The organism is Cellulosilyticum sp. ST5 (genome assembly GCF_046529625.1).
Classification (GTDB): Bacteria; Bacillota; Clostridia; order Lachnospirales; family Cellulosilyticaceae; genus Cellulosilyticum; species Cellulosilyticum lentocellum.
Genome location: NZ_CP132338.1, coordinates 3,376,804 through 3,398,489, shown reverse-complemented (window position 1 = coordinate 3,398,489; position 21,686 = coordinate 3,376,804). Strand labels below are relative to the sequence as shown.

Here is a 21,686-nt window from a genome sequence, read left to right as displayed (position 1 = left end):
AATGAATGGCTAAAAGAGGCGTTCTTAAAAGGTAAAGCAACCTTTGAGAGCGCCTCTTTTAGTGTAAGCATTTTTCTATCTAACAATAAATAGGTTAAGCAGTAATAAAACCTCGCTCATACCAATATCTAAAATAAGATAATGTTGAATATTAGCTTTAATAGTGTTAGAAATAGTCTTTTATTTAGAAAATGATTATAATAGACATATCGAATAATCGGTATAAAGCACATCGTAAAGGAGGAAGAAAAGACATGAATAGAGCGACTCACCTTTGTCGTATTCCGTGTAATTCGTTGCCACTAGTGGGTGAAGCAGATTTTGGGCTTTCTCTCAAACCAATGGTGCATTGCGATAGAATTGCAGAATTTAATGTTCTTATTTATGTACTAAAAGGCGGGATGCAAATAGTGGAAGATGGCACTATATATGAATTATCGCCTCATACTTTATTTTTCTTAAAAAGTGGCGTGCATCATTGGGGAGAAAAGCCTTTTGAAAGTGGGACAGCATGGTATTATATACATTTTTATAATAATGAACCCCCTTTAAATATGCCACAGCTGAAAAATAATAGGATTTATGGTGGTCCTAAATATTTATCACCATCGGATTTCAACTGCTATATAACCGTTCCTAAGCTTTTAAATTTACCAATTGGCAACGAATTTGAAAAGGAAATTGAAAAACTAATCGATCTATTTAAGTCAGCAGTTGCAACGGATATGATTAGAGCAAATGTCATGTTGTGGGAAATTCTCCTGCATAGCTTTGATATTGCACAAGGCAAAGTTGAAAGCTCAAAAGAGGATAGGCGAACACAAAGAGTCATTGATTTCCTTGAGCAGCATTACTGCCGGAATTTTACCGCGGAGGAACTTGAAAAAGCTGTTGGGCTGACTTACAAATACATTGGTACCTTATTTAAACTGAAAACGGGCATGACAATTAAGGAATATCAATCGATGCTGAGAATAAGAAAAGCAGAGAGGCTGCTATGTGAAACAGAGATGTCAGTAGCAGAAATTGCAAGTGAGACAGGATTTTATGATACATTTTATTTCAGCAAAGTATTTAAACGTAAAAATGAAATATCTCCTCAGAAATTTAGAAATGTCTATCTCCCAAGAATTTAATAGCAATCAGACTTAATATAAATCAGATTTAATATAAATCAGATTTAATATAAATCAGATTTAATATAAATCAGAAAAAAATACATAAATTGTGGAATATAATCCATTTTATCTACCTTCATTAAGGAATATTATACATATATAAGATTAACGAGGGAGGGTAAGACATGAATGATATGTTAAAGAAGTTTACAGTTACAGATAAATTTTTTGGATATTACGAAGCACTTATTAAGGATACGGTAATACCCTATCAGGAAAAGGTATTAAACGATCAAATTGAAGATGCTGAAAAGAGTCATGCCATAGAAAACTTTAGATTAGCAGCAAAGGTGATTGAAAAGGGAAAATGTGATGAAGCCTTTTATGGAATGATTTTTCAAGATAGTGATGTTGCAAAGTGGCTTGAAGCCGCTGCTTATACACTATTAATGCATTCAGATGAAGAGCTTGAAAAACGCTGTGATGAGGTGATTGACTTAATTGGCCGTGCGCAACATCAGGATGGGTATCTTAACACCTACTTTACCGTGAAAGAACCGGACAAGCGCTGGACTAATCTTGAGGAAGCACATGAGCTTTACTGTGCTGGGCATATGATGGAAGCTGCCGTTGCTTATGCTGAATGTACAGGGAAAACAAAGTTACTTGATATAATGTGTCGTATGGCAGACCATATTTATGAACGCTTTATTGAGAATGAAGTGCCAGGATATCCAGGACACCCTGAAGTTGAACTTGCTCTGATGAGGTTGTACAGATTTACGAAAAATGAGAAGTATAAGCGTCTTGCTCAGCACTTTATTGACGTTAGAGGTGTAGATAGTGATTATTTTATAAAGGAAAGTGAGCGTTACAACTGGACTGTTTGGGGTAATGACTGCAACAATAAGGAATATACCCAAAATCATCTTCCTGTGAGGGAACAGACAAAAGCTGTAGGGCATGCCGTTCGAGCAGTTTACCTTTACACAGGTATGGCTGATGTGGCAGCAGAGACTGGTGATGAAAGTCTAAAAAAAGCGTGTGAGACACTTTGGGAGAATATTACTAAGTGCAGAATGTATGTCACAGGTGCTATTGGTTCAGCTTATGAGGGAGAAGCTTTTACCAAGGACTATCACCTTCCCAATGATACAGCTTATGCAGAGACTTGCGCGGCAATCGGTTTGATTTTCTTCTCAAGGAAGATGATTGACCTTGAAAAAAACAATGAATATGCTGATATTATGGAACGCGCACTTTATAACTGTGTCCTTGCAGGCATGCAGCTAGATGGGACAAAATTCTTTTATGTCAATCCTCTAGAGAGCATACCTGGCATATCTGGGGAAGCCGTTACTCACCGCCATGCACTGCCACAGCGTCCAAAGTGGTTTACTTGTGCATGCTGCCCTCCCAATGTAGCGAGACTTTTATCCTCTATCGGAAGATATGCATGGAGTGAAGGAGGAAACACGGTTTATTCTCATTTGTTCATCGGGGGAACTCTTGACCTGACAGATACTTCACACGGCAAAATTAAAGTTGAAACCAGCTACCCTTATGAGAATAAGGTTCTCTATAGATTTGAGCCAGCTAATGAATCTATGGATTTGACCCTTGCAATCAGACTTCCGCTTTGGAGTGAAAATACAAGCATCATGCTAGGTGAAAAGAAAGCTGATTATGAGATCAGAAACGGATATGCTTATCTTACTAAGGCGTTCACAGCAGAGGATATCATAACTGTAACCTTTGATATGAGCATTAAACGTATTTTTGCTTCTAGCAAGATTACAGCTGATAGTGGCAAGGTGGCATTTTCAAGAGGACCATTGGTCTACTGCGCTGAGGGGGTTGATAATGCTGGAGATGTCTTTAGTTTGAGAGCAAAGAAAGAGGGAGAGATTAAAGCTTATAGCTCTGAAAAACTAAATGGTATTGTTGAGATTAAAGTAGATGGGTATAAGGTGAGTGATAGCAAGCTACTTTATTCCACTGTGCGTCCGGAAGTAGAGCCTTGTAAGATTACCCTTATTCCCTATTATGCATGGGGTAATCGAGGGCTTAATCAGATGAGAGTATGGTTTCCGGAAGAATGATGTAAGAGTATTTTGTATAGATCAAGTTATTAGTTTGGATGGATGATTTACATTTGGTGGTTATCAAAAATAGAAGTTAATTGTGTTATTTAGGAAGTAGAAGAAAGGCTATTTTTAGTACTAGTAAAAGCTAGTGTTAGAAATAGCCTATTTTTATTTTGAATATTATACTAAATATTTGATAAATTAAAAATATTTAGTATAATATTAGTGTTGAAAAATATATAAGGGAGGCTATTATGGAGTTAAAAAGAAAATTGTCAAAGATTTTATCGGTCATACTAATCATTACATCAATGAATATTAACACAGTACCAATAATGGCAACATCGCAAGTGGTACAAGAGATTGGACCAAATCTAGAGCTAGAGATTAGTCAAGAAAATCTAGTAGATAATCAAGTAAATCTTAATCTTAAATGTAATAATGTCACTAATATTGAAGCAAAAAATGTAGTGGCTTTTATCGAGAGTACAGATAGTCTATGCTCCACAACTGGTTCACAGCTACAGATTGAAATGGGGGATGTAGAGGGTGGACAATCAGTTACTAAGCCATGGATATTAACAGTACCTATATCTGAAGTAGAGCAGACCTATGCCTGTGAGATTACACTCACCTATTATAATAGTGAACTTACAGAAGTATACACAAAACAAGGAACTTTTGATGTAGTAGTACCAGGTTACTTAGTTAAGAAAGGCGTAACACTAAGTGCAGAGCCTGACATGGAAAATAACTGCATTAATCTAGATTGGAATTCACCAGAAGAGGGTATTAATTATTCTTATATGATTTATCAAAAACATAAGAATGATTTAGTGGAAGACTCTGAGTATCAGAGTATTCCTGCAAATGATACAGTAAAAGTATTGCAAGTATATCCTAATACACCACAATTAGTAGGATGGGTAAAGCAATATGGAGAAAGAAAGATAACTTGTGATGCAATAAGTATGTCTAACTTTAATAAAGATCCTAATAGTGTATGGGAATATGATGTTATTGTTTTTGGATTCTGGGACTGTAATAATGGTTGGGATTTAAATGAAAATAGTCGAGATGTAATGAAGGAATATATTGAATCAGGTAAAGGTGTATTATTCGGGCATGATACCATTAATAGTTATATAGGTCATACCTATTTTAATGCACTAGCACATTATGTTAATTTAACGTTGGGGCCTGTAGCAAATCAAGGCGGTAATAAAATAAAAATTTCAAAAAAAGGCTTATTAACTAATTATCCATACAAGATAGGAGAAGTTGGGGATATATTAAGCATACCATCATCACATATTTCATATCAGACACCATATGGTGATATATGGATGAAGTTTACATCAGATGACAAATTCTATCTTACTACGTGGAATAACTGCGCCATGATTCAAACGGGCCATTCTAATGGAAGAGCTACTGAGGATGAACAAAAACTTTTAATGAACACACTCTACTACTTAGCCCAAAAAACAACTCAAACTAGTTGGGTAGATCACATGGGGCAGGATTTAAGTGCACCTACTGAACCTAAGCTATCTAATCTAAAGGCATCTTATGTTACTAAATCACTGGAGTTTGATTTGCAAGCTGAAGACTTAGGTGATGATTATGAATATTATGTTGAAGCAACTCACCCAGATACAGGCGAAAAAATGAAATCTAATGTGGAGGCTGTATATTTAGAGTCGGGAATAAAAGGATATTCTATAGTAATTGACCAAAAGCCGGACACCATACCTGACAATGAAATAGAAACAGAAGATGGTCATTTTAAAGTAGTAGTACCTGATGAATATGAGATGAAGGATACACTCTATATCCATGTTAAAGCGTTAGACAAAGCTAATAATACTTCTAGTGTTCTTCATTATGAGTACAACTATAAGGAAGCTAACTTACCTAAAATAGAACTAGCTTTAAGAAACAGTGATGTTCAAAATGGGGAAGGACATATTCAATTAGATTATACTAATATTGGAAATGGTAATGCTAAGAATGTAAAGATTAAAATAGCTACTGAAGAAGGTATTTATTTATTAGACGCTTCACAAGCAAGTATCTCTAAGGAAGGCTTAAATGTAGGAGAGAGTGATAGCATTGGATATAATTTTGTTTTACAAGAGCTTTCAGTAGAAAAAAATTATAATTATCAAATAGAAGTAAGCTATCAAAGTGAAAACTTATCTGAAGTATTGACAGAAATTACAGAGGGGACACTTACAGTACCAGCAAGCTTGCCAGAAGAGATTGAATTAAAGTATGCCCTTTTTGCAGCACATCCATCTAATGGTTTGACATTAAGTGGTTGGAAGTGCAATGTTATCGGTGATATTTATACAGGGAATGATTTTAAAAGTCAAGTTTCAGAATTATATGTAACAGGTAGTATTGATACAACAGGAAGTGCAATAATAGCAGGCTGGAAGAAAGAAGTAGATGCAGTTAATGAAAAAGTTGAATCCTTAGAAATGCCGGATTTAGAAGATGCCATTCTAGAAGCAGCAGGAGAATGTAGGGTTTATGATGAAGGTATATCGTATATTAAGGATCAAAATATCATTGAACAAGCCATTAAAGTTAATGGGGATGTAGACATTAGTGGAACCACTTTTAAAGGAAATTGCACCATTATTGCAAAAGGAAACATTAATTATAATGTAATGAGTTTCTCTGGAGAAGGAAGTGTTTGTTTATATTCTGAGGAAGGTAATATTACAATAAATGGTTCTCAGATTCAAGTTAATGGATTATTATATGCACCTAATGGAAAGGTGACCATTAATACATATGATACAACATTAAGGGGAGCCATCTATGCCGATGATATTTTACTCAATGGTAGTGTGCTTAATGTAACTAAGAGTGATGAAAATATTCATTTAGGCAGTGATAAAAGTAATAAACCATGCATTTTTGTAAGTTTACCTAAAAGAGCTGAACAAGGGCAAATCATAAATGCTCAAATTAAGTCGCTTAATGAAGCTGAAATAGTAAGCTATAAAGTGCAAGCAGATGGTCAAGATATAGAAGTTTCAGCGAATGGAAGCTTCACTTTAGCGATGCCAGGGAAAGACCAGAGGTATCATATTACTGCTTATGCTTATGACGCAAAAGGTAATTTTGATAAGAAAGAATATGAGATTGAAGTCTATACCATTATTCCAACGATTAGTGTAAAAGCTTCAAGTAATATCGTAGAACAAAATGAAGAAGCTTCATTCTTAGTTAAAACAACAGACGAAGACAAAATTAAATCTATAACCTGTACATTAAATGGAGAAGAAGTTCAACTTATTAATGGTACATATCACTTAGATACCTCAGAACTAGGAGAATATAGGTTTGCAGCAACTATTTCTACTTTATCAGGGGAAGCTTATAGTGCCACGGAGACAATCTCCGTAGTGTCTAAGGATAAAGAACCACCTGTTGTCAAAGTAGCTTTTGATAAGTCAACCTATTACGAAGGAGATCAGGCAACTGCTCAATTAGTAGTCACAGACAATGTAGGTGTAGAGAAAGTACAATTTAGTTGTAATGGAAAAGAGTTTGCTATAGAACCAAGTATAGTAATTGATAATCTAGTACTTGGTAAAAATAGCATAGAAGTTAATGCATGGGATGCAGCAGGAAATAAGAAAAGTGAGCAGTATACTATCTTAGTTTACAGCGCTGAACCAAGTGTGTCAGTTACTGTTTCATCAGACAGTACGCTTCAAAATGAATCAGCGTATTTTGAAGTCAAAACAACAGGCATACAAAACATTCGTAGTGCAACTTATACATTAAACAATAAGGCAGTATCTATCGATGACGCTGGAAAATACGTGATAGATACCTCTGTAACAGGGACTTATTTATTTACAGCAACTATTGTCTCAGATTTAGGAAGAACTTACACTTCATCAGGAAAAATAGTTGTGGTAAGTAATGATAAAGAAGAACCTGTAGTTAATGTAACATTTGATAAAGAAGTTTATTATCAAGGAGAAACAGCATATGCGACTCTCCAGATAACGGATAACATTGGAGTGGAGAAGATTGAATTCGTATGTAACGGTGAATCACTACCTATTCAAGCAATTATTCCAATAGAAAATTTAGTTATAGGAGAAAACACTATAACGGTTAATGCCAGTGATAAAGCGGGCAACATAGCAACTAAGAATTACACCATATCATGTATAGAACGAGTGGATGAAGAAGCACCCAAGATTTCCATTAGCTTAACTAAAGAGCAAGTGGAAGTTGGAGAAGAGGTAACAGCTAAGATTCAGGTTACAGATAATGTAGGAGTGCAATCTGTTAAAGTTTATGTAAATGATAAATTGGAGATGGAAGCACCAGGAACGATTAATTTCTCCAATAATGAGGCTGGTAATATAGAAATAAAGGTTATTGCTATAGATACCAGTGGCAATGAGAGTAGTAAGACTACTATATGTAAAGTCGTTGACTCTAGAGACAAAGTAAATCCCATAGCTAACATTTCATCTCCAACGGTGGGAAGTACTATTTCAAAACCTATAGATATTATAGGAACTGTGACAGATGAAACGCAGTTAAAAAAATATACGTTACAATATGCACCAGATGGAACAGAAGATTTTATTACTTTTGCAGAAGGTACATCAGCTAAGGCAAATCAAGTATTAGGACAATTTAATCCAGCAGATTTACCAAAAGGCATTTATCAAATCAAGCTAATAGCAGAAGATATGGGAGGTAATACTGCAGGAATAATAGTGAAATACATTGTAGGTGACATTATTAATAAAGAACCTATATTAGCTGTTATGACATCAACCACAGTAGCCAATGTAGGAACACCTGTTACAGTACAAGCAGGTATTACTAATGGTGTACCTGTTCAAGCGATAACTGTTTATGTAGATGGAAGTCCAATTGAGCTAATAAATGGAGTAGGTACATTTACTTGTACAGAGGCAAAAATTGTACAGGTTGAAGCTGTAGCAATTACATTAGAAGGCAAGGAAATAAGAGAAACAATAACTTGCCGCATTATTGATCCAGAAGATAAAGTACCACCAGAGGTGATGATTAATTCACCAGAACCAGGCGCTACTATTACGTCGCCTATAGATATAATAGGGACAGCCAAGGATAATAAAGCCCTAGAAAGATATTATTTACAATATCGCTTAAAAGGAACAGAAGATTATATTGTTTTTTCAGAAGAATCAGTGTCAAAAGAAGATGAAGTGTTAGGTAGATTTGATCCAACAGCATTAGAAAATGGTATGTATGAAATACAACTTGTTGCAGAAGACAAGGGAGGAACCATCAATAAATTAACTACTACCTATCATGTAGCTGGTGATATGAAAATAGGTCAAATGTCTATTGGATTTACTGATATTTCAGCTAATGTGGCAGGCGTGAATATGTCTGTGACGAGAAACTATAATAGTTTTAATAAGCAGAAAGGGGATTTTGGCGTTGGTTGGACATTGGGGCTTAATAGCATTCAAATGTACGAGGGCTCTGAACTAGGCGCTAATTGGGAACAAATCAGTAAAAAAGTAGGGATGTTTACTCAATATAGTTTTCAACCTACACAAAGCCATGATGTAGTCATCACCTATGGAGATGGCAAAAGTGATACCTTCGAAGTGGGTATAGACTATAAAGGTCAAACCCCTATTGTACCCATACGTATAGTAGATGCCACGTATAGATGTAAGACCAATAGTAAAGTCAAGCTAGAAATAGTGGGTAACAAGACGATGGAATGCACAGGGGGATTAGGTACTACTACGTTCTTCCCAGAAGGTGAATATTCTAATCTTGACCAACCTATGGATCCACAGGTATTTAAACTCACCAGAGAAGATGGTACTGAAATCATATTCCATAAACAAAATGGCATTCAAAGCATCACAGATAAAAATGGCAATCAAATTACTGTAGACAAAAACGGTATCACAAACTCAACAGGCAAAAGCATTACTTTCACAAGAGATAGCGAAGAACGTATTATATCAGCTACTGATTTAGCAGGTAATGCTACAAGATATGTTTATGATAACAACGGGGATTTAGTAGAGGTTATTAATTCACTTGATCAATCAGTGCAATTCATTTATGACAATAAGCATAATCTAGCACAAATTATAGACCCAAGAGGAATTGCTATTGCTAGAAATGAGTATGATGAAAATGGACGTTTGGTAGCTTCCATTGATGCAAAAGGAAATAGAATGGAGTACAGTCATGATGTTGAAGGTAGGCAGGAAGTAGTTAAAGATCGATTAGGTAATACCACACTGATGACTTATGATGATGAAGGACATATATTATCTATAACTGATGCATTAGGGAACGTATCTAAATTTGAATATGATTCAAAAGGTAATCAGACATTACGACAAAATGCACTGGGAGATGTATGGAGCTATAAATATACAGATGATAATAAGCTAATAAGTATGACGAATCCATTGGGTGAACAGATTTTAACTACTTATGATACCAATGGTAAGATTGCTACAATACAAGATTTGCAAGGTAATATCTTGAATTATGACTACAATTCCAAAGGACAAGTAACTGCTATTATCAATGATGACGGAAGAGGAATAAAATCTGAATATGATGCAAATGGGTATTTAGTAGGATTTACAGATCTTATTGGAAGAAAGGTGCAATATACTTATAACGAAGATGGTAAAATAATTTCACAAGTTGATGATACAGACAGAATATTAAGTTATACCTATGATGATAATGGAAATATATTAAGCTCAAGTATAACAGGAGCTTCCCAAGGTGAAATGCAGACTATTACAAAGTTTATAAAGTATGATGCACTTGGAAATCAAGTAGAGGTTACTGATGCAGAGGGAAATGTTTCAAGAGCAGAATATTATAGCACAGGGAAAATTTCAGCATTTATCAATGCAAAAGGAAATAGGACTGAATATCGATATGATGATTTAGGTAACTTAATAGAAGTTTATTATCCTGATAATACTATAGAAAAATTTGAATATGATGCAGAGGGTAGAAATACTAAAACAATATCTCGAGGAGGAAAAGTAACTTATTACGAATATGATAAGTTAGGAAGAATAAGTAGGACCTACAACAATCAGGGAACTATTAATCAATATAAGTATGATGCCATAGGTAATATTACAGAATTAATAAATGCTAATGGTAGTACTACAACTTATAAGTATGATAAGTTGGGTAGAAATACAAGTATTATCGATTGTTACAGTAATCAAACTAATTATGAATATGACGAGTTATCTAGAATTACTACAATGATAAATGCTAAGGGGAATAAGTATAGTTTTTCATATGATGCCTATGGAAATAAGATAGAGACAGTTTATCCAGATGGAACCAGTACCAAAGCTAATTATGATGAAATGGGAAGACTTTTAGAAGAAACCGATGCAGAAGGTCACAAAACATTATACACTTATGATAATAGAAATTTACTTACATCTGTTACTAATGCAAATGGTTCTAAGTGGAAATATGAGTACGATGATTTTAATAACTTAGTTAAGGTTATTGATGCAAATGGACATAGTACTCAATATGAATATGATAAGTTAGGAAGAAGGACTAAAACTATACTGCCATTAGGAATGACTTCTGTAAACAAATATGATGAAGTTGGAAATAGGGTAGAAAGTGTAGATTATAATGGCAGTAAAACAAGTTATGAATATGATCATAATGGCAGAATAATTAAAAAGACTTTAGCTAATGGTGATGCTACGTTATTTAGTTATACAAATGATGGAAGTATAAAACAAGTAATTAGTGAAAAAGGTACAACAAGTTACGAATATACTTCAGAAGGACAGCTATATACAAAAACCAATCCAGATGGTGTTAAGTTTATTTATTCATATGACATTTCAGGGAATTTAGCTCAGATTAAAGTAGATAATCAAACGATTAATTATACTTATGATGATTTAGAACGTTTATCAAGTGTTGAGGACAATGGACAAATAACAAAATATACTTATGATCAAAATGGGAACAGAGAGAGTATTGTATATCCAAATGGCATTGTAGTTCAATATATCTACGATAATTTAAATAGGCTTACAGAAGAGAAAGTTTTCAATAATCAAGGACAGTGCATTGAAGGCTATACAATGAAGCTTGGTAAGGCTGGTCAGAGATTAGAAATAACAGAATTAAATGGAACGCATACACAATACAAGTATGATGAAGTTTATAGATTAATTTATGAAAAAACAATTCAAAGTAATGGTACTATCAGTGAAATATCCTATACGTATGATAAAGTAGGTAATAGACTGAGTAAGATGCAAGATGGTATAGTAATAAAGTATACATATAATGAGAATGATCAATTAATTAGTGAAGGAAACCTAACCTATCAATATGATTCAAATGGAAATTTAATAAGCAAGAATCAAAATCAGCAAAAAATAGCAGAGTATCAATATAATCTTGAAAATAAGTTAATTAAATTTATTAAGCAAGAAGAAAATGTTAAAGTAGTAGAAACATATGAGTATGATTGGGAAGGTAATCGCATTCAAAAGAATATCAATGGTACAGAGAAGATACAGTATCTTGTTGAAACCTCTGGATTAGCTAGAGTGATTGCAGAAACCAACCATAAGACAGGAGTTGTGACCTACTATTGCTATGGAAGCGAATTAATAAGTTTAGAACGTTCTTCAGGTAAGCAATACTATCTTTTTGATGGACTTCTAAATGTAAGAATGTTAAGTGACTCAAAAGGGATTATTACAGATACCTATTTATTTGATGGCTTTGGTAATTTACTTAGTCAAACAGGTGATACAGAAAATAGTTATCTATATAGAGGGGAACAGTATGATGCTAATAGTGGATTCTATTACTTAAGAGCAAGGTATATGAATCCAAGAAATGGTGTATTTGCCTCAAGAGATGTTTACGAAGGTAGTCTATTTGAGCCAGCTAGTTTGCATAAATATATGTATGCTAATGCGAATCCGATTACTTATTCAGATCCGACAGGTATGAATAGCATAGCTGAATCAACTGCAACAATGGAAACGATGAGCATGGCAGATGCTGCCTATAGGTTTGCTAGTTCAGTTGCATTACGTGCAGGAATGCAGTTAATGAAAATTGCATATTCAGAGGTGGGAAACATCTCATTTAATGGACTAGCGGATGTTTTAGTTCCTGGAGCATTAGATATTCCTAGTTTAGAAGAATATGCTGCAGATATAAATATACTGTTAGCTAGTTTAGTAGATAAAGCTAATAAAATAGTTGCAAATGGTGAAAAGGTTAAGCCAGGCAATGAAACAAAGAGGTTTGCGGTATATGCCTTATTTGACGAAATTGCTGAGACAAGAGAAGTAAAATATATTGGAAGAACAGATGATGTTGCAAGAAGACTCAATGAGCATAAAAGAAAACTAGAAAGAAAAGATTGGGAAATGATAGTTCTTCAGGATAATCTATCTGAAAGGATGTCTAGATTAGTTGAGCAATCATATATATCAGCATACACACTAGATAAGTTGGCAAATATGCGACGGGAGATTGCATCTGGTAAAGTAGATAAATATGGTGGGATGGGAGATTATATAAATGCTGAAGAATGGAAGGAGTTACTAGTTATATATGCAGGTTACTTTGAGGATGAAGCTGCATTGCTAGGATTTATTAAATAAGGAGGAGAAATATGGGAACATGGGGTACAGGACTTTATTCGAATGATCTTGCATTAGATTTAAAAGGAACTTATATGAGACTGCTAAAAGAAGGAAAGACAAAAGAAGAAGTTGAACGTCTGACAATAGAACAATATGAGGATACAATGGAATGTGAGGATGAAGACGAAGACGATGAAACAATAGATGCATGGTTAGTTCTGGCAGATTTAGAGTGGAAATATGGAAGGCTTTCTGAAAGAGTTAAGGCTAGAGCTTTAGGTTATCTTGAAACAGGAAAAGGGTTAGAAGCATGGGAAGAGTGTAGTAACACGGATTATAAAAAACGTGAGCAAGTGTTAGAACAATTAAGAGAAAAGTTACTTTCACCTATGCCAGCAGAAAAGAAAATTCGTGTTCCAAAACCATATGAGTGTGAGTGGAAACTAGGGGATGTATTTGCCTATCAATTCACCTCTGATTATAGCAAGAAAAAGGGGGTAGAAAATCACTATATGGTTTTTAGAGTTATTCAATTAGTAAGGAGTAAAAGTGATAATAGTATACAACCTGTTGTACAGGTGTATAAATGGATGGGAAAAGAATTACCAGGTTTAGATGTTATTTATAAGGAATGTTTATTACCTTCAACGGGTATAAAACATCCAGAAGGTTATTTAAAGTTAAAATCAATAGCTTATGAATGGAATATCGATATATCGAGTAAAAGGCAAATAAAAAAAGGAAGTTTATTTTATTTGGGTAATTCTCCTGCCATAAGCGTTATACCGCAACAAAAAAGATATACAAATGAAGGGGGAATGTTTTTATATAAATGGATAGAGGAATATTTTATTGATAGATACTTAGTATGGAAGGAGGTAGAAAATATTCCAAGTCATGTCGATGGGCAAGAACATATGAAACTTAACACTTACCAGTGGAAGTTAGGAGATGTATTTGCGTATAAGTTTAATACTGAGTATAGCAAAGAAAAAGGCTTACTAAATAAATATATACTATTTAGAGTAATAGAATTACTATGGGATAAAGAAAAAGCCTGTATTAATCCTGTTATAGAAGTATATCAGTGGTTAGGGGATGAATTACCTAGCTCAGAAATGATTAGACAAACACCATTATTACCTATGATGCCTTTAGAAGACCCTAGCAAATACGTGGAAAACCAACGTTTAAATTATAATATGATATTAGACACCATGGATGAGGAAGATATAAAAAAATACAACCTTATTTACTTAGGAAGAGAAGAGGTGATTATTAATTGTTCTAAACAGATACATAAAACAATAGAGGATCATCTATATGAATGGAAATCTATTGAAAATGTTATAGTAGATAGGTATCTAGAATGGAAAGATGTAGACTTTATTACGTATTAATCCAAAGGAATATTGGGATTTTTAGAATTGCTATTAGAAGATTAAGATAGGTGACCTAGAATTAATATTTAAGAGATAAGCAAAAGAGATAATACTACAAATTGGCAGGTATTATCTCTTTTATTATTTAGATTTTACTTTAATAATAGAAAATGTGTTGAAAGTTTATTTAGGTGGTGATAAGCGATGGAAGTTAAGTTAATAAAAGGAGCAGTAGATCATTCGGTTTATAATCAGTTTAATCTTTACAAAGGGTGTGATTTATTTAATCACTTTTGTCTGGGCGTAAATATAGAAGATTTTTTAGCAACAGTTAATATTTTATGGCCGGATATGATACAAGTTGGAGAGTATGTTTTCTTGGCTGATTTGTTTGAAGAAAGAGGAGAGGAAGCTATTAAAGCAGTGCGTAAGCTTGAAGAACAATTTCAAGGAAATAAAATAGAAGTAGTGCAGTGGGTAAATAGTTGGAGTGTATACGACTATTTTTGGGATGTGAACGATGGAGAGTATATTAATAGAGATTCTGTACTTTATGATGATGAGCATATGATTAATAATTTTTGTAAGGTTATTAAGTATTTCTGGGAAAAAAGAGCCAAAGAATTATTTCCAGATGAAAAAATTGTAGTGGAGTGGGGAGATGAGATAATGGGAGAATTAGGACTCACACTAGTCATGTATCAAAAGAGGGAATAGGCACACTCAGGCTTAATTTTGACAAATTATTTAAGGTATATAACCATGTATTTACCCCACTATTCACACTACAGAAACTCATCTTTTCTATGTAGAAGACAAAGGCTGGATGGAAGCAGCACAATTAAACCTAGGTGATGGACTCTGTCTCCTGAATGGGCAAATAGATAGAGTAGAAAAAGTAGAAGTAGAATATCTAATGGAAATTATAATGAGGATAGGGAGACTTTAGATAAATGACATACATATATTAGAGGGAGGCGTGTACTATTTGATTAATATACAGTAGTGCCTATTCAAATGAATAAAACATGAAAAGTATTTTTGAAGCTCAGTTTAGGTGAAGAATTGTGTCGTAGCCCTTTCCTATGATAGATTTTATGTTTTACGAAAATTAATATTAAAAATATTTAGAATATATAGCATAATAAAAGCAATAAACTAATTTAAATAGAATGGAGAAAAATAAATGGGGGCAAACATAGGAAATTTACAGGTTTGGGGTAAGGGAAAAGATATTGAGGAAACAAAGAAGCAGGTTATTGAAAGTATTTCAGAAATAATGGACAAGCAAGGCTTAGTGTTATGCACAGAAGAAGGTGCTGAGGGTGAGGACATCGTGCTAGCTACGACAGAAGGGAAGCCATGGGTAGGCGTTTATATGCAGGAAGCAGACTTTGGTCAATTAGAAAGATTAGAGGAGTTAGGTAGACTATTAACGAAGAAGTTCCAAACACTAGCATATACGGCAATGGTTTATGATAGTGATATTTTAATACTCCAACTCTTTGAAAATGGAGAATGTATTGATCAATATAATAATTGCCCTAACTATTGGGGGGAGCCTGTGACGCCAGAAATGGAGGAAGCATTAAAAGGAAGCCCAGATAAATGGGTAAGACTTTTAAAAGAAGAGTATGGAGAAGAAGATATATATAAGGCATTTAATGAAGGTAAAGTAAAAAGTGAAGAGACATATTTATTACTAGCTTCAATGTTGGATGAAATACATGGGGCTGATCATGAGGATAAAATGGCGGAATTACCTAAGATGGAAAATATATTAAATAGAGAGAAATATATTTTCGCTGAATATAGGTTAGAGGAACTGGCTAAGTTATTTGATATAGGAGCTGAGCAAAGTATAATGGGATACGGTGATGCAATGGATGCTGAAGAATGCAGAGTTGAACTATTAGTATATTGTGAATGTTAATTATAGGTGTATTTAATCTAGTGATAAGGGTTATTTACAATTTGGGGAGACTATATATGTGAATTAAAAGAGAATAAAGAACATCACATTTGTTACTGAGAATATGATGGCAATAGTAACATTATTGAAATAGAGTGCTAGCGGTAATAGCTGAGGATATTTATCTAGTATTATAGTAGATAGTTGTCTAAAGAATATATACAGAGGGGAGATATGATATGTATACCATAGTAACAAGGGAAGAGCTGAAAAATAGAATAAATCAAGAGTTTAATATTAAGTTTCACAGCATAGATGATTTAATGTTGTTAGACACAAAATGGTCTTCAATAGATATCCATAATACATCTGATCAAGAAATGCTAACAAAGCTAGAGCAACTGGCAAGTTTTAAAGGAACATTATATATTGTAACCGAAGTATCCTATATGCAAAGCAATGGTAATGATAGGGGTGGAGTATTTAAAGTCAATAGTCAACAACTTGATGATTTTTGTCAAGCATATGCTATAAAATATAATGAGCCTATGTTTAATCAAGAGGCATTTATTATTAGCTTTGAATTAAAGCAATGCTGGGTACTTCATCATGAAAATATTTATGGTTTAGTAAAATACAAATAGTACTGAAAACATAGAGAAATCAGGTGTGCTGGAACTTAGTTGGCTGAATTTTTAAATGAGGTTAATGGTAAGAAACAGATAAAAGAGATAATACTATTATTTGTATCAAGGTAAACAAAAATGCAAAGGGCTATAACACAAACATCTTACGATAAAGAGTTGTGCTATAGCCTATTTTGATGATTTTTATGGAATTAAATATGAAAATCATCATTATCAACTTAATCAATGGCTTATAAATTATAAAATAACAATCCAAATAAATTCTACATAATCACTATAATAATTTGACAAAGCAAACAATAAAATGTTTAAAAATGCATTTTAACATAATAATATGCAAAATATAATATAAATGCTTTATTTTAAGTGAATAATTATGCTATAATTATAAATAATGAAAAGTCTAAATAATATAAGCGGTTAGAGCGTTATTGGGCTATCATGAATCTTAACTTTGGAGGATTGTGATTAATGGAGAGTAAAAAGGTTTTAATTATTGGTTCAGGTCCTATTATTATAGGCCAAGCCTGTGAGTTTGATTATTCAGGAACGCAGGCATGTAAAGCGCTCAGAAAATTAGGGCATCAAATTATCCTAGTTAATTCTAACCCAGCAACGATTATGACTGACCCAGGTATTGCAGACATTACTTACATTGAGCCTCTTAATGCAGAGCGCCTTGAAGAGATTATAGCCAAAGAACGACCAGATTGGTTATTACCTAATTTAGGCGGACAATCAGGTCTTAACTTATGTTCAGAGCTTAATCAATTAGGCATTTTAAAAAAATATAATGTAGAGGTTATAGGTGTTCAAGTAGATGCCATTGAAAGAGGAGAAGACCGTATTGAATTTAAAAAGACCATGAACAGCTTAGGCATTGAAATGGCTAAAAGTGAAGTGGCTTATACCGTAGAAGAAGCTTTAGCCATTGCTGAGCAGTTAGGTTATCCCGTTGTACTTAGACCAGCTTATACCATGGGAGGTGCAGGTGGTGGTTTAGTTTATAACACAGATGAACTTAAAACCGTTTGTGCTAGAGGACTTCAGGCTAGTTTAGTGGGACAGGTCTTAGTAGAAGAATCTATTTTAGGTTGGGAAGAATTAGAATTAGAAGTTGTACGTGATGCTAAAGGGAATATGATTACAGTATGTTTTATTGAAAACATTGATCCATTAGGCGTACATACAGGTGACTCCTTTTGCTCAGCACCCATGTTAACTATTTCAGAGGATGTTCAAAAGGAATTGCAGCGTCAAGCTTATAAAATTGTAGAAGCGATAGAGGTCATAGGTGGTACTAATGTACAGTTTGCTCGTCATACAGAAACAGGCCGTATTATTGTAATTGAGATTAACCCAAGAACCTCTCGTTCTTCAGCCTTAGCTTCTAAAGCAACAGGTTTTCCTATTGCCCTTGTATCAGCCATGTTAGGGGCAGGACTTACTTTAGCAGATATTCCTTGTGGTAAATACGGGACTTTAGATAAGTACAAACCAGATGGAGATTACGTGGTTATTAAATTTGCACGTTGGGCTTTTGAGAAGTTTAAAAAGGCGGAGGATAAATTAGGCACACAAATGCGCGCCGTAGGGGAAGTTATGAGTATTGGTAAAACCTATAAAGAAGCTTTCCAAAAAGCCATCCGAAGTCTTGAAACAGGCCGCTATGGACTGGGCTTTGCCAAAGATTTTAATAAGCAGTCTAAAAAAGAGCTTTTAGACCAGCTTCATATCCCAACTAGTGAAAGACAATTCATCATGTATGAAGCCCTTAGAAAAGGTGCTACTGTAGAGGAACTCTTTAACCTTACCAAGATTAAACCTTATTTCATTGAGCAAATGAAAGAATTAGTAGAAGAAGAAAATACTCTTATTGCTAGGAAAGGAACTGTTCTAGAAAAAGAAGTACTCCTTCAAGCTAAACAAGATGGTTTCTCAGATAAGTATTTAGCGAAGCTGCTAGAAGTACCTGAAGAAGAAGTAAGAGCTAAACGCCTTGAATATGGCATTACAGAAGCTTGGGAAGGGGTTCATGTAAGTGGAACACCAGACTCGGCTTATTACTATTCTAGCTATCATATTAAAGATGAAACAAAGGTAAGCACAGATAAACCTAAAATTATGATTTTGGGAAGCGGTCCTAATCGTATTGGTCAAGGGATTGAATTTGACTATTGCTGTGTGCATGCAGCTACTGCACTTAAAGAGCTGGGCTTTGAAACCATTATGATCAATTGTAATCCGGAGACTGTTTCAACAGATTATGATACTTCTGACAAGCTTTACTTTGAGCCTCTTACTTTAGAAGATGTTTTAAGCATCCATGAAAAAGAAAAACCTCTTGGCGTTATTGCACAGTTTGGCGGTCAAACACCTCTTAATTTAGCAGCTGATCTTAAAAAAGCAGGGGTTAATATTCTAGGTACGAGTCCAGAAACTATTGATTTTGCAGAAGATAGAGATTTATTTAGAGCCATGATGGAGAAACTAGAAATCCCTATGCCAGAGTCTGGAATGGCTGTGAATGTAGAGGAAGCCTTAGCTATTGCTAAGCGTATTGGTTATCCGGTAATGGTGAGACCTTCTTATGTATTAGGTGGTCGTGGCATGGAAGTGGTACATGATGCTGAAAGTCTTGAAGTCTACATGAAAGCTGCAGTAGGCGTGACACCAGATCGTCCAATCTTAATTGATCGATTTTTACATAATGCTATGGAGTGTGAGGCTGATGCCATAAGTGATGGAGAAAATGTTTTTGTACCAGCGGTTATGGAGCATATTGAGCTTGCGGGTATTCACTCAGGTGACTCTGCTTGTATTCTGCCATCTCTCAATATTTCAGAAGAAAATGTGGCGATTATCAAAGACTATACTAAACGTATTGCTAAAGAAATGGGTGTTCGCGGCTTAATGAATATGCAGTATGCTATTGAAGATAACAAGGTATATGTCTTAGAAGCCAACCCACGTGCTTCCCGTACAGTACCATTAGTTTCAAAGGTATGTAATGTTCAGATGGTGAGGCTGGCAACAGAGATTATCACCAGTGAGATTACTCATAAACCATCACCTGTACCAGCACTAAAGGACAGGGTATTTAATCACCATGGCGTAAAAGAAGCTGTTTTCCCATTTAATATGTTCCATGAAGTCGATCCACTTCTAGGGCCTGAAATGCGCTCTACAGGTGAAGTGCTTGGTATGTCAGATAACTTTGGAGAAGCTTTTTATAAAGCTCAAGAAGCTACGCAAACCAAGATTGCCTTAGAGGGAACAGTGCTTATTAGTGTCAATGATAGGGATAAAGCTGAAGTAGTAGAAATAGCTAGAGGCTTTGCTGAATGTGGTTTTAAGATTGTTGCTACAAGAGGAACAGCAGACCTTTTAAAGGCCAATGGTATTCCGGCAGAAAAGATTTTTAAATTAAATCAAGGTCGTCCTAATATTTTAGATGCTATTACTAATAATGAAGTTCAAATCGTCATTAATACACCGAATGATAAAGTAGGAGCAGATGATGATAGCTACATTAGAAAAGCAGCTATTAGAAAACGTGTATTCTACGTAACGACTATGGCAGGTGCCAGCGCTACTGTAGAAGGAATCAAAGCGGTTAAAGCTGGCAAGGGGCGTACGATTAAATCTTTGCAAGAATTCCATAATGAAATTCAGTAAGATTAGGAATAAAGCATGCAAAAGCATCATGATAGTGAGGCTTTTGCGTGCTTTTATATTTTTTTAATAATAAAAAAGTATAAAGAATAAAGTTTGTACTATAGAAAAGATTTCTAATAGGGAGTATGATAAAGGCATAGAATAAGAAAGAAGACTCATATCTACGAGATATGTAGGAAAGGAGAAAATTATGTACGATGTCATTATCATTGGTGCAGGTACGGCTGGTTTGTCTGCATCAATCTATACGTCACGAGCAGGTAAGAGTACCTTACTTCTTGAAGGATATTTGCCTGGCGGACAAATTGTTAGTTCTAAAGAAATAGAAAATTACCCAGGGATTAAACATATATCGGGTGCTGACTTTGCATCTGCTCTCTATGAGCAAGCACTTTCATTAGGAGCAACCATTAAATATGAGAATGCCACCTCAATAGAAGGCTTTCCTGATAAAAAGGTTGTGAGAACAGATCAAGCTACTTATGAATGTAAAAGTATTATCATTGCAACAGGAGCCACCAAAAGAGCATTAGGCTTAGAACGAGAACAAGAATTAACAGGCTTAGGTGTATCCTATTGCGCTGTATGCGATGGTGCATTCTTCAAGGGCAAAGAAGTGGCAGTTGTAGGTGGTGGTAATACTGCTGTTGAAGATGCCATCTTTCTCTCTGCTTATTGTAAAAAGGTCTATCTTATTCATCGAAAGGATAGCTTTAGAGCAGAATCACGTTTAGTAGAAACACTGGAGGCTAGGGAAAATGTGTCCTTTATCTTAGAAAGTGTTGCTACAAAGCTACATGGCGAAGGGCGTTTAGAAGGAATAGACATAAAAAGTAAATCAGGTGAAGAAACATTTTTACCGCTAGATGGCCTTTTTGTTGCAATTGGGCAAATACCTGCCAACGACTTTTGTGCCAATATGGTAGCCTTAGACCCTGAAGGTTATATTATTGCTGGTGAAAACTGTAAAACAAATGCAGAGGGAATCTTTGTTGCTGGAGATTGTCGTACCAAAACCATACGTCAGTTAACAACAGCTTCAAGTGATGGTACTATTGCAGGCCTTGCTGCATGTGAATATATTGATGGCTTAGCTCACTAAAGAGAAGAAGGCTACTACTAAAGCTAGTTCAACTAGTTTTGGAAGTAGCCTTTTGAGTGATTAAAGGA

The 21,686-nt window shown here is 34.6% G+C and carries 10 protein-coding genes; all 10 read left to right on the top strand.

From position 1 onward, the window contains the following. Positions 1-254 precede the first annotated feature (254 nt). The 10 genes from QTL86_RS16465 (at position 255) to trxB (ending at position 21,618) form a co-directional block, all read left to right on the top strand. Complete coding sequence (locus QTL86_RS16465; protein ID WP_410495477.1) at positions 255-1,136, top strand: helix-turn-helix domain-containing protein; 882 nt, start codon at positions 255-257, stop codon at positions 1,134-1,136. 167 nt (positions 1,137-1,303) lie between these two features. Next, positions 1,304-3,220 (top strand): glycoside hydrolase family 127 protein, encoded by a 1,917-nt coding sequence (locus QTL86_RS16460; RefSeq protein ID WP_410495476.1) that lies wholly within the window; start codon positions 1,304-1,306, stop codon positions 3,218-3,220. A gap of 239 nt (positions 3,221-3,459) precedes the next feature. Further along, positions 3,460-12,915, top strand: a complete 9,456-nt coding sequence (locus tag QTL86_RS16455) for an RHS repeat-associated core domain-containing protein (RefSeq protein WP_410495475.1) — start codon at positions 3,460-3,462, stop codon at positions 12,913-12,915. A gap of 11 nt (positions 12,916-12,926) precedes the next feature. Continuing rightward, entirely contained in the window at positions 12,927-14,297 is a 1,371-nt protein-coding gene (locus QTL86_RS16450) for a hypothetical protein (protein WP_410495474.1), read from the top strand. A gap of 186 nt (positions 14,298-14,483) precedes the next feature. Next, complete coding sequence (locus QTL86_RS16445; RefSeq protein ID WP_410495473.1) at positions 14,484-14,996, top strand: hypothetical protein; 513 nt, start codon at positions 14,484-14,486, stop codon at positions 14,994-14,996. A gap of 109 nt (positions 14,997-15,105) precedes the next feature. Then, positions 15,106-15,228: a hypothetical protein gene (locus QTL86_RS16440; RefSeq protein WP_410495472.1), complete on the top strand. Its 123-nt coding sequence runs from the start codon at positions 15,106-15,108 to the stop codon at positions 15,226-15,228. 237 nt (positions 15,229-15,465) lie between these two features. Further along, positions 15,466-16,212 (top strand): hypothetical protein, encoded by a 747-nt coding sequence (locus tag QTL86_RS16435; protein WP_410495471.1) that lies wholly within the window; start codon positions 15,466-15,468, stop codon positions 16,210-16,212. A gap of 218 nt (positions 16,213-16,430) precedes the next feature. After that, positions 16,431-16,835, top strand: coding sequence for a hypothetical protein (locus tag QTL86_RS16430; protein ID WP_410495470.1), 405 nt, complete (start codon positions 16,431-16,433; stop codon positions 16,833-16,835). Positions 16,836-17,309: 474 nt separating this feature from the next. Next, a complete protein-coding gene (gene carB, locus QTL86_RS16425) occupies positions 17,310-20,516 on the top strand; it encodes a carbamoyl-phosphate synthase large subunit (protein ID WP_410495469.1) in 3,207 nt (1,068 codons plus the stop codon). Between the two features lie 190 nt (positions 20,517-20,706). After that, complete coding sequence (trxB, locus tag QTL86_RS16420) at positions 20,707-21,618, top strand: thioredoxin-disulfide reductase (RefSeq protein WP_127065366.1); 912 nt, start codon at positions 20,707-20,709, stop codon at positions 21,616-21,618. Positions 21,619-21,686 lie beyond the last annotated feature (68 nt).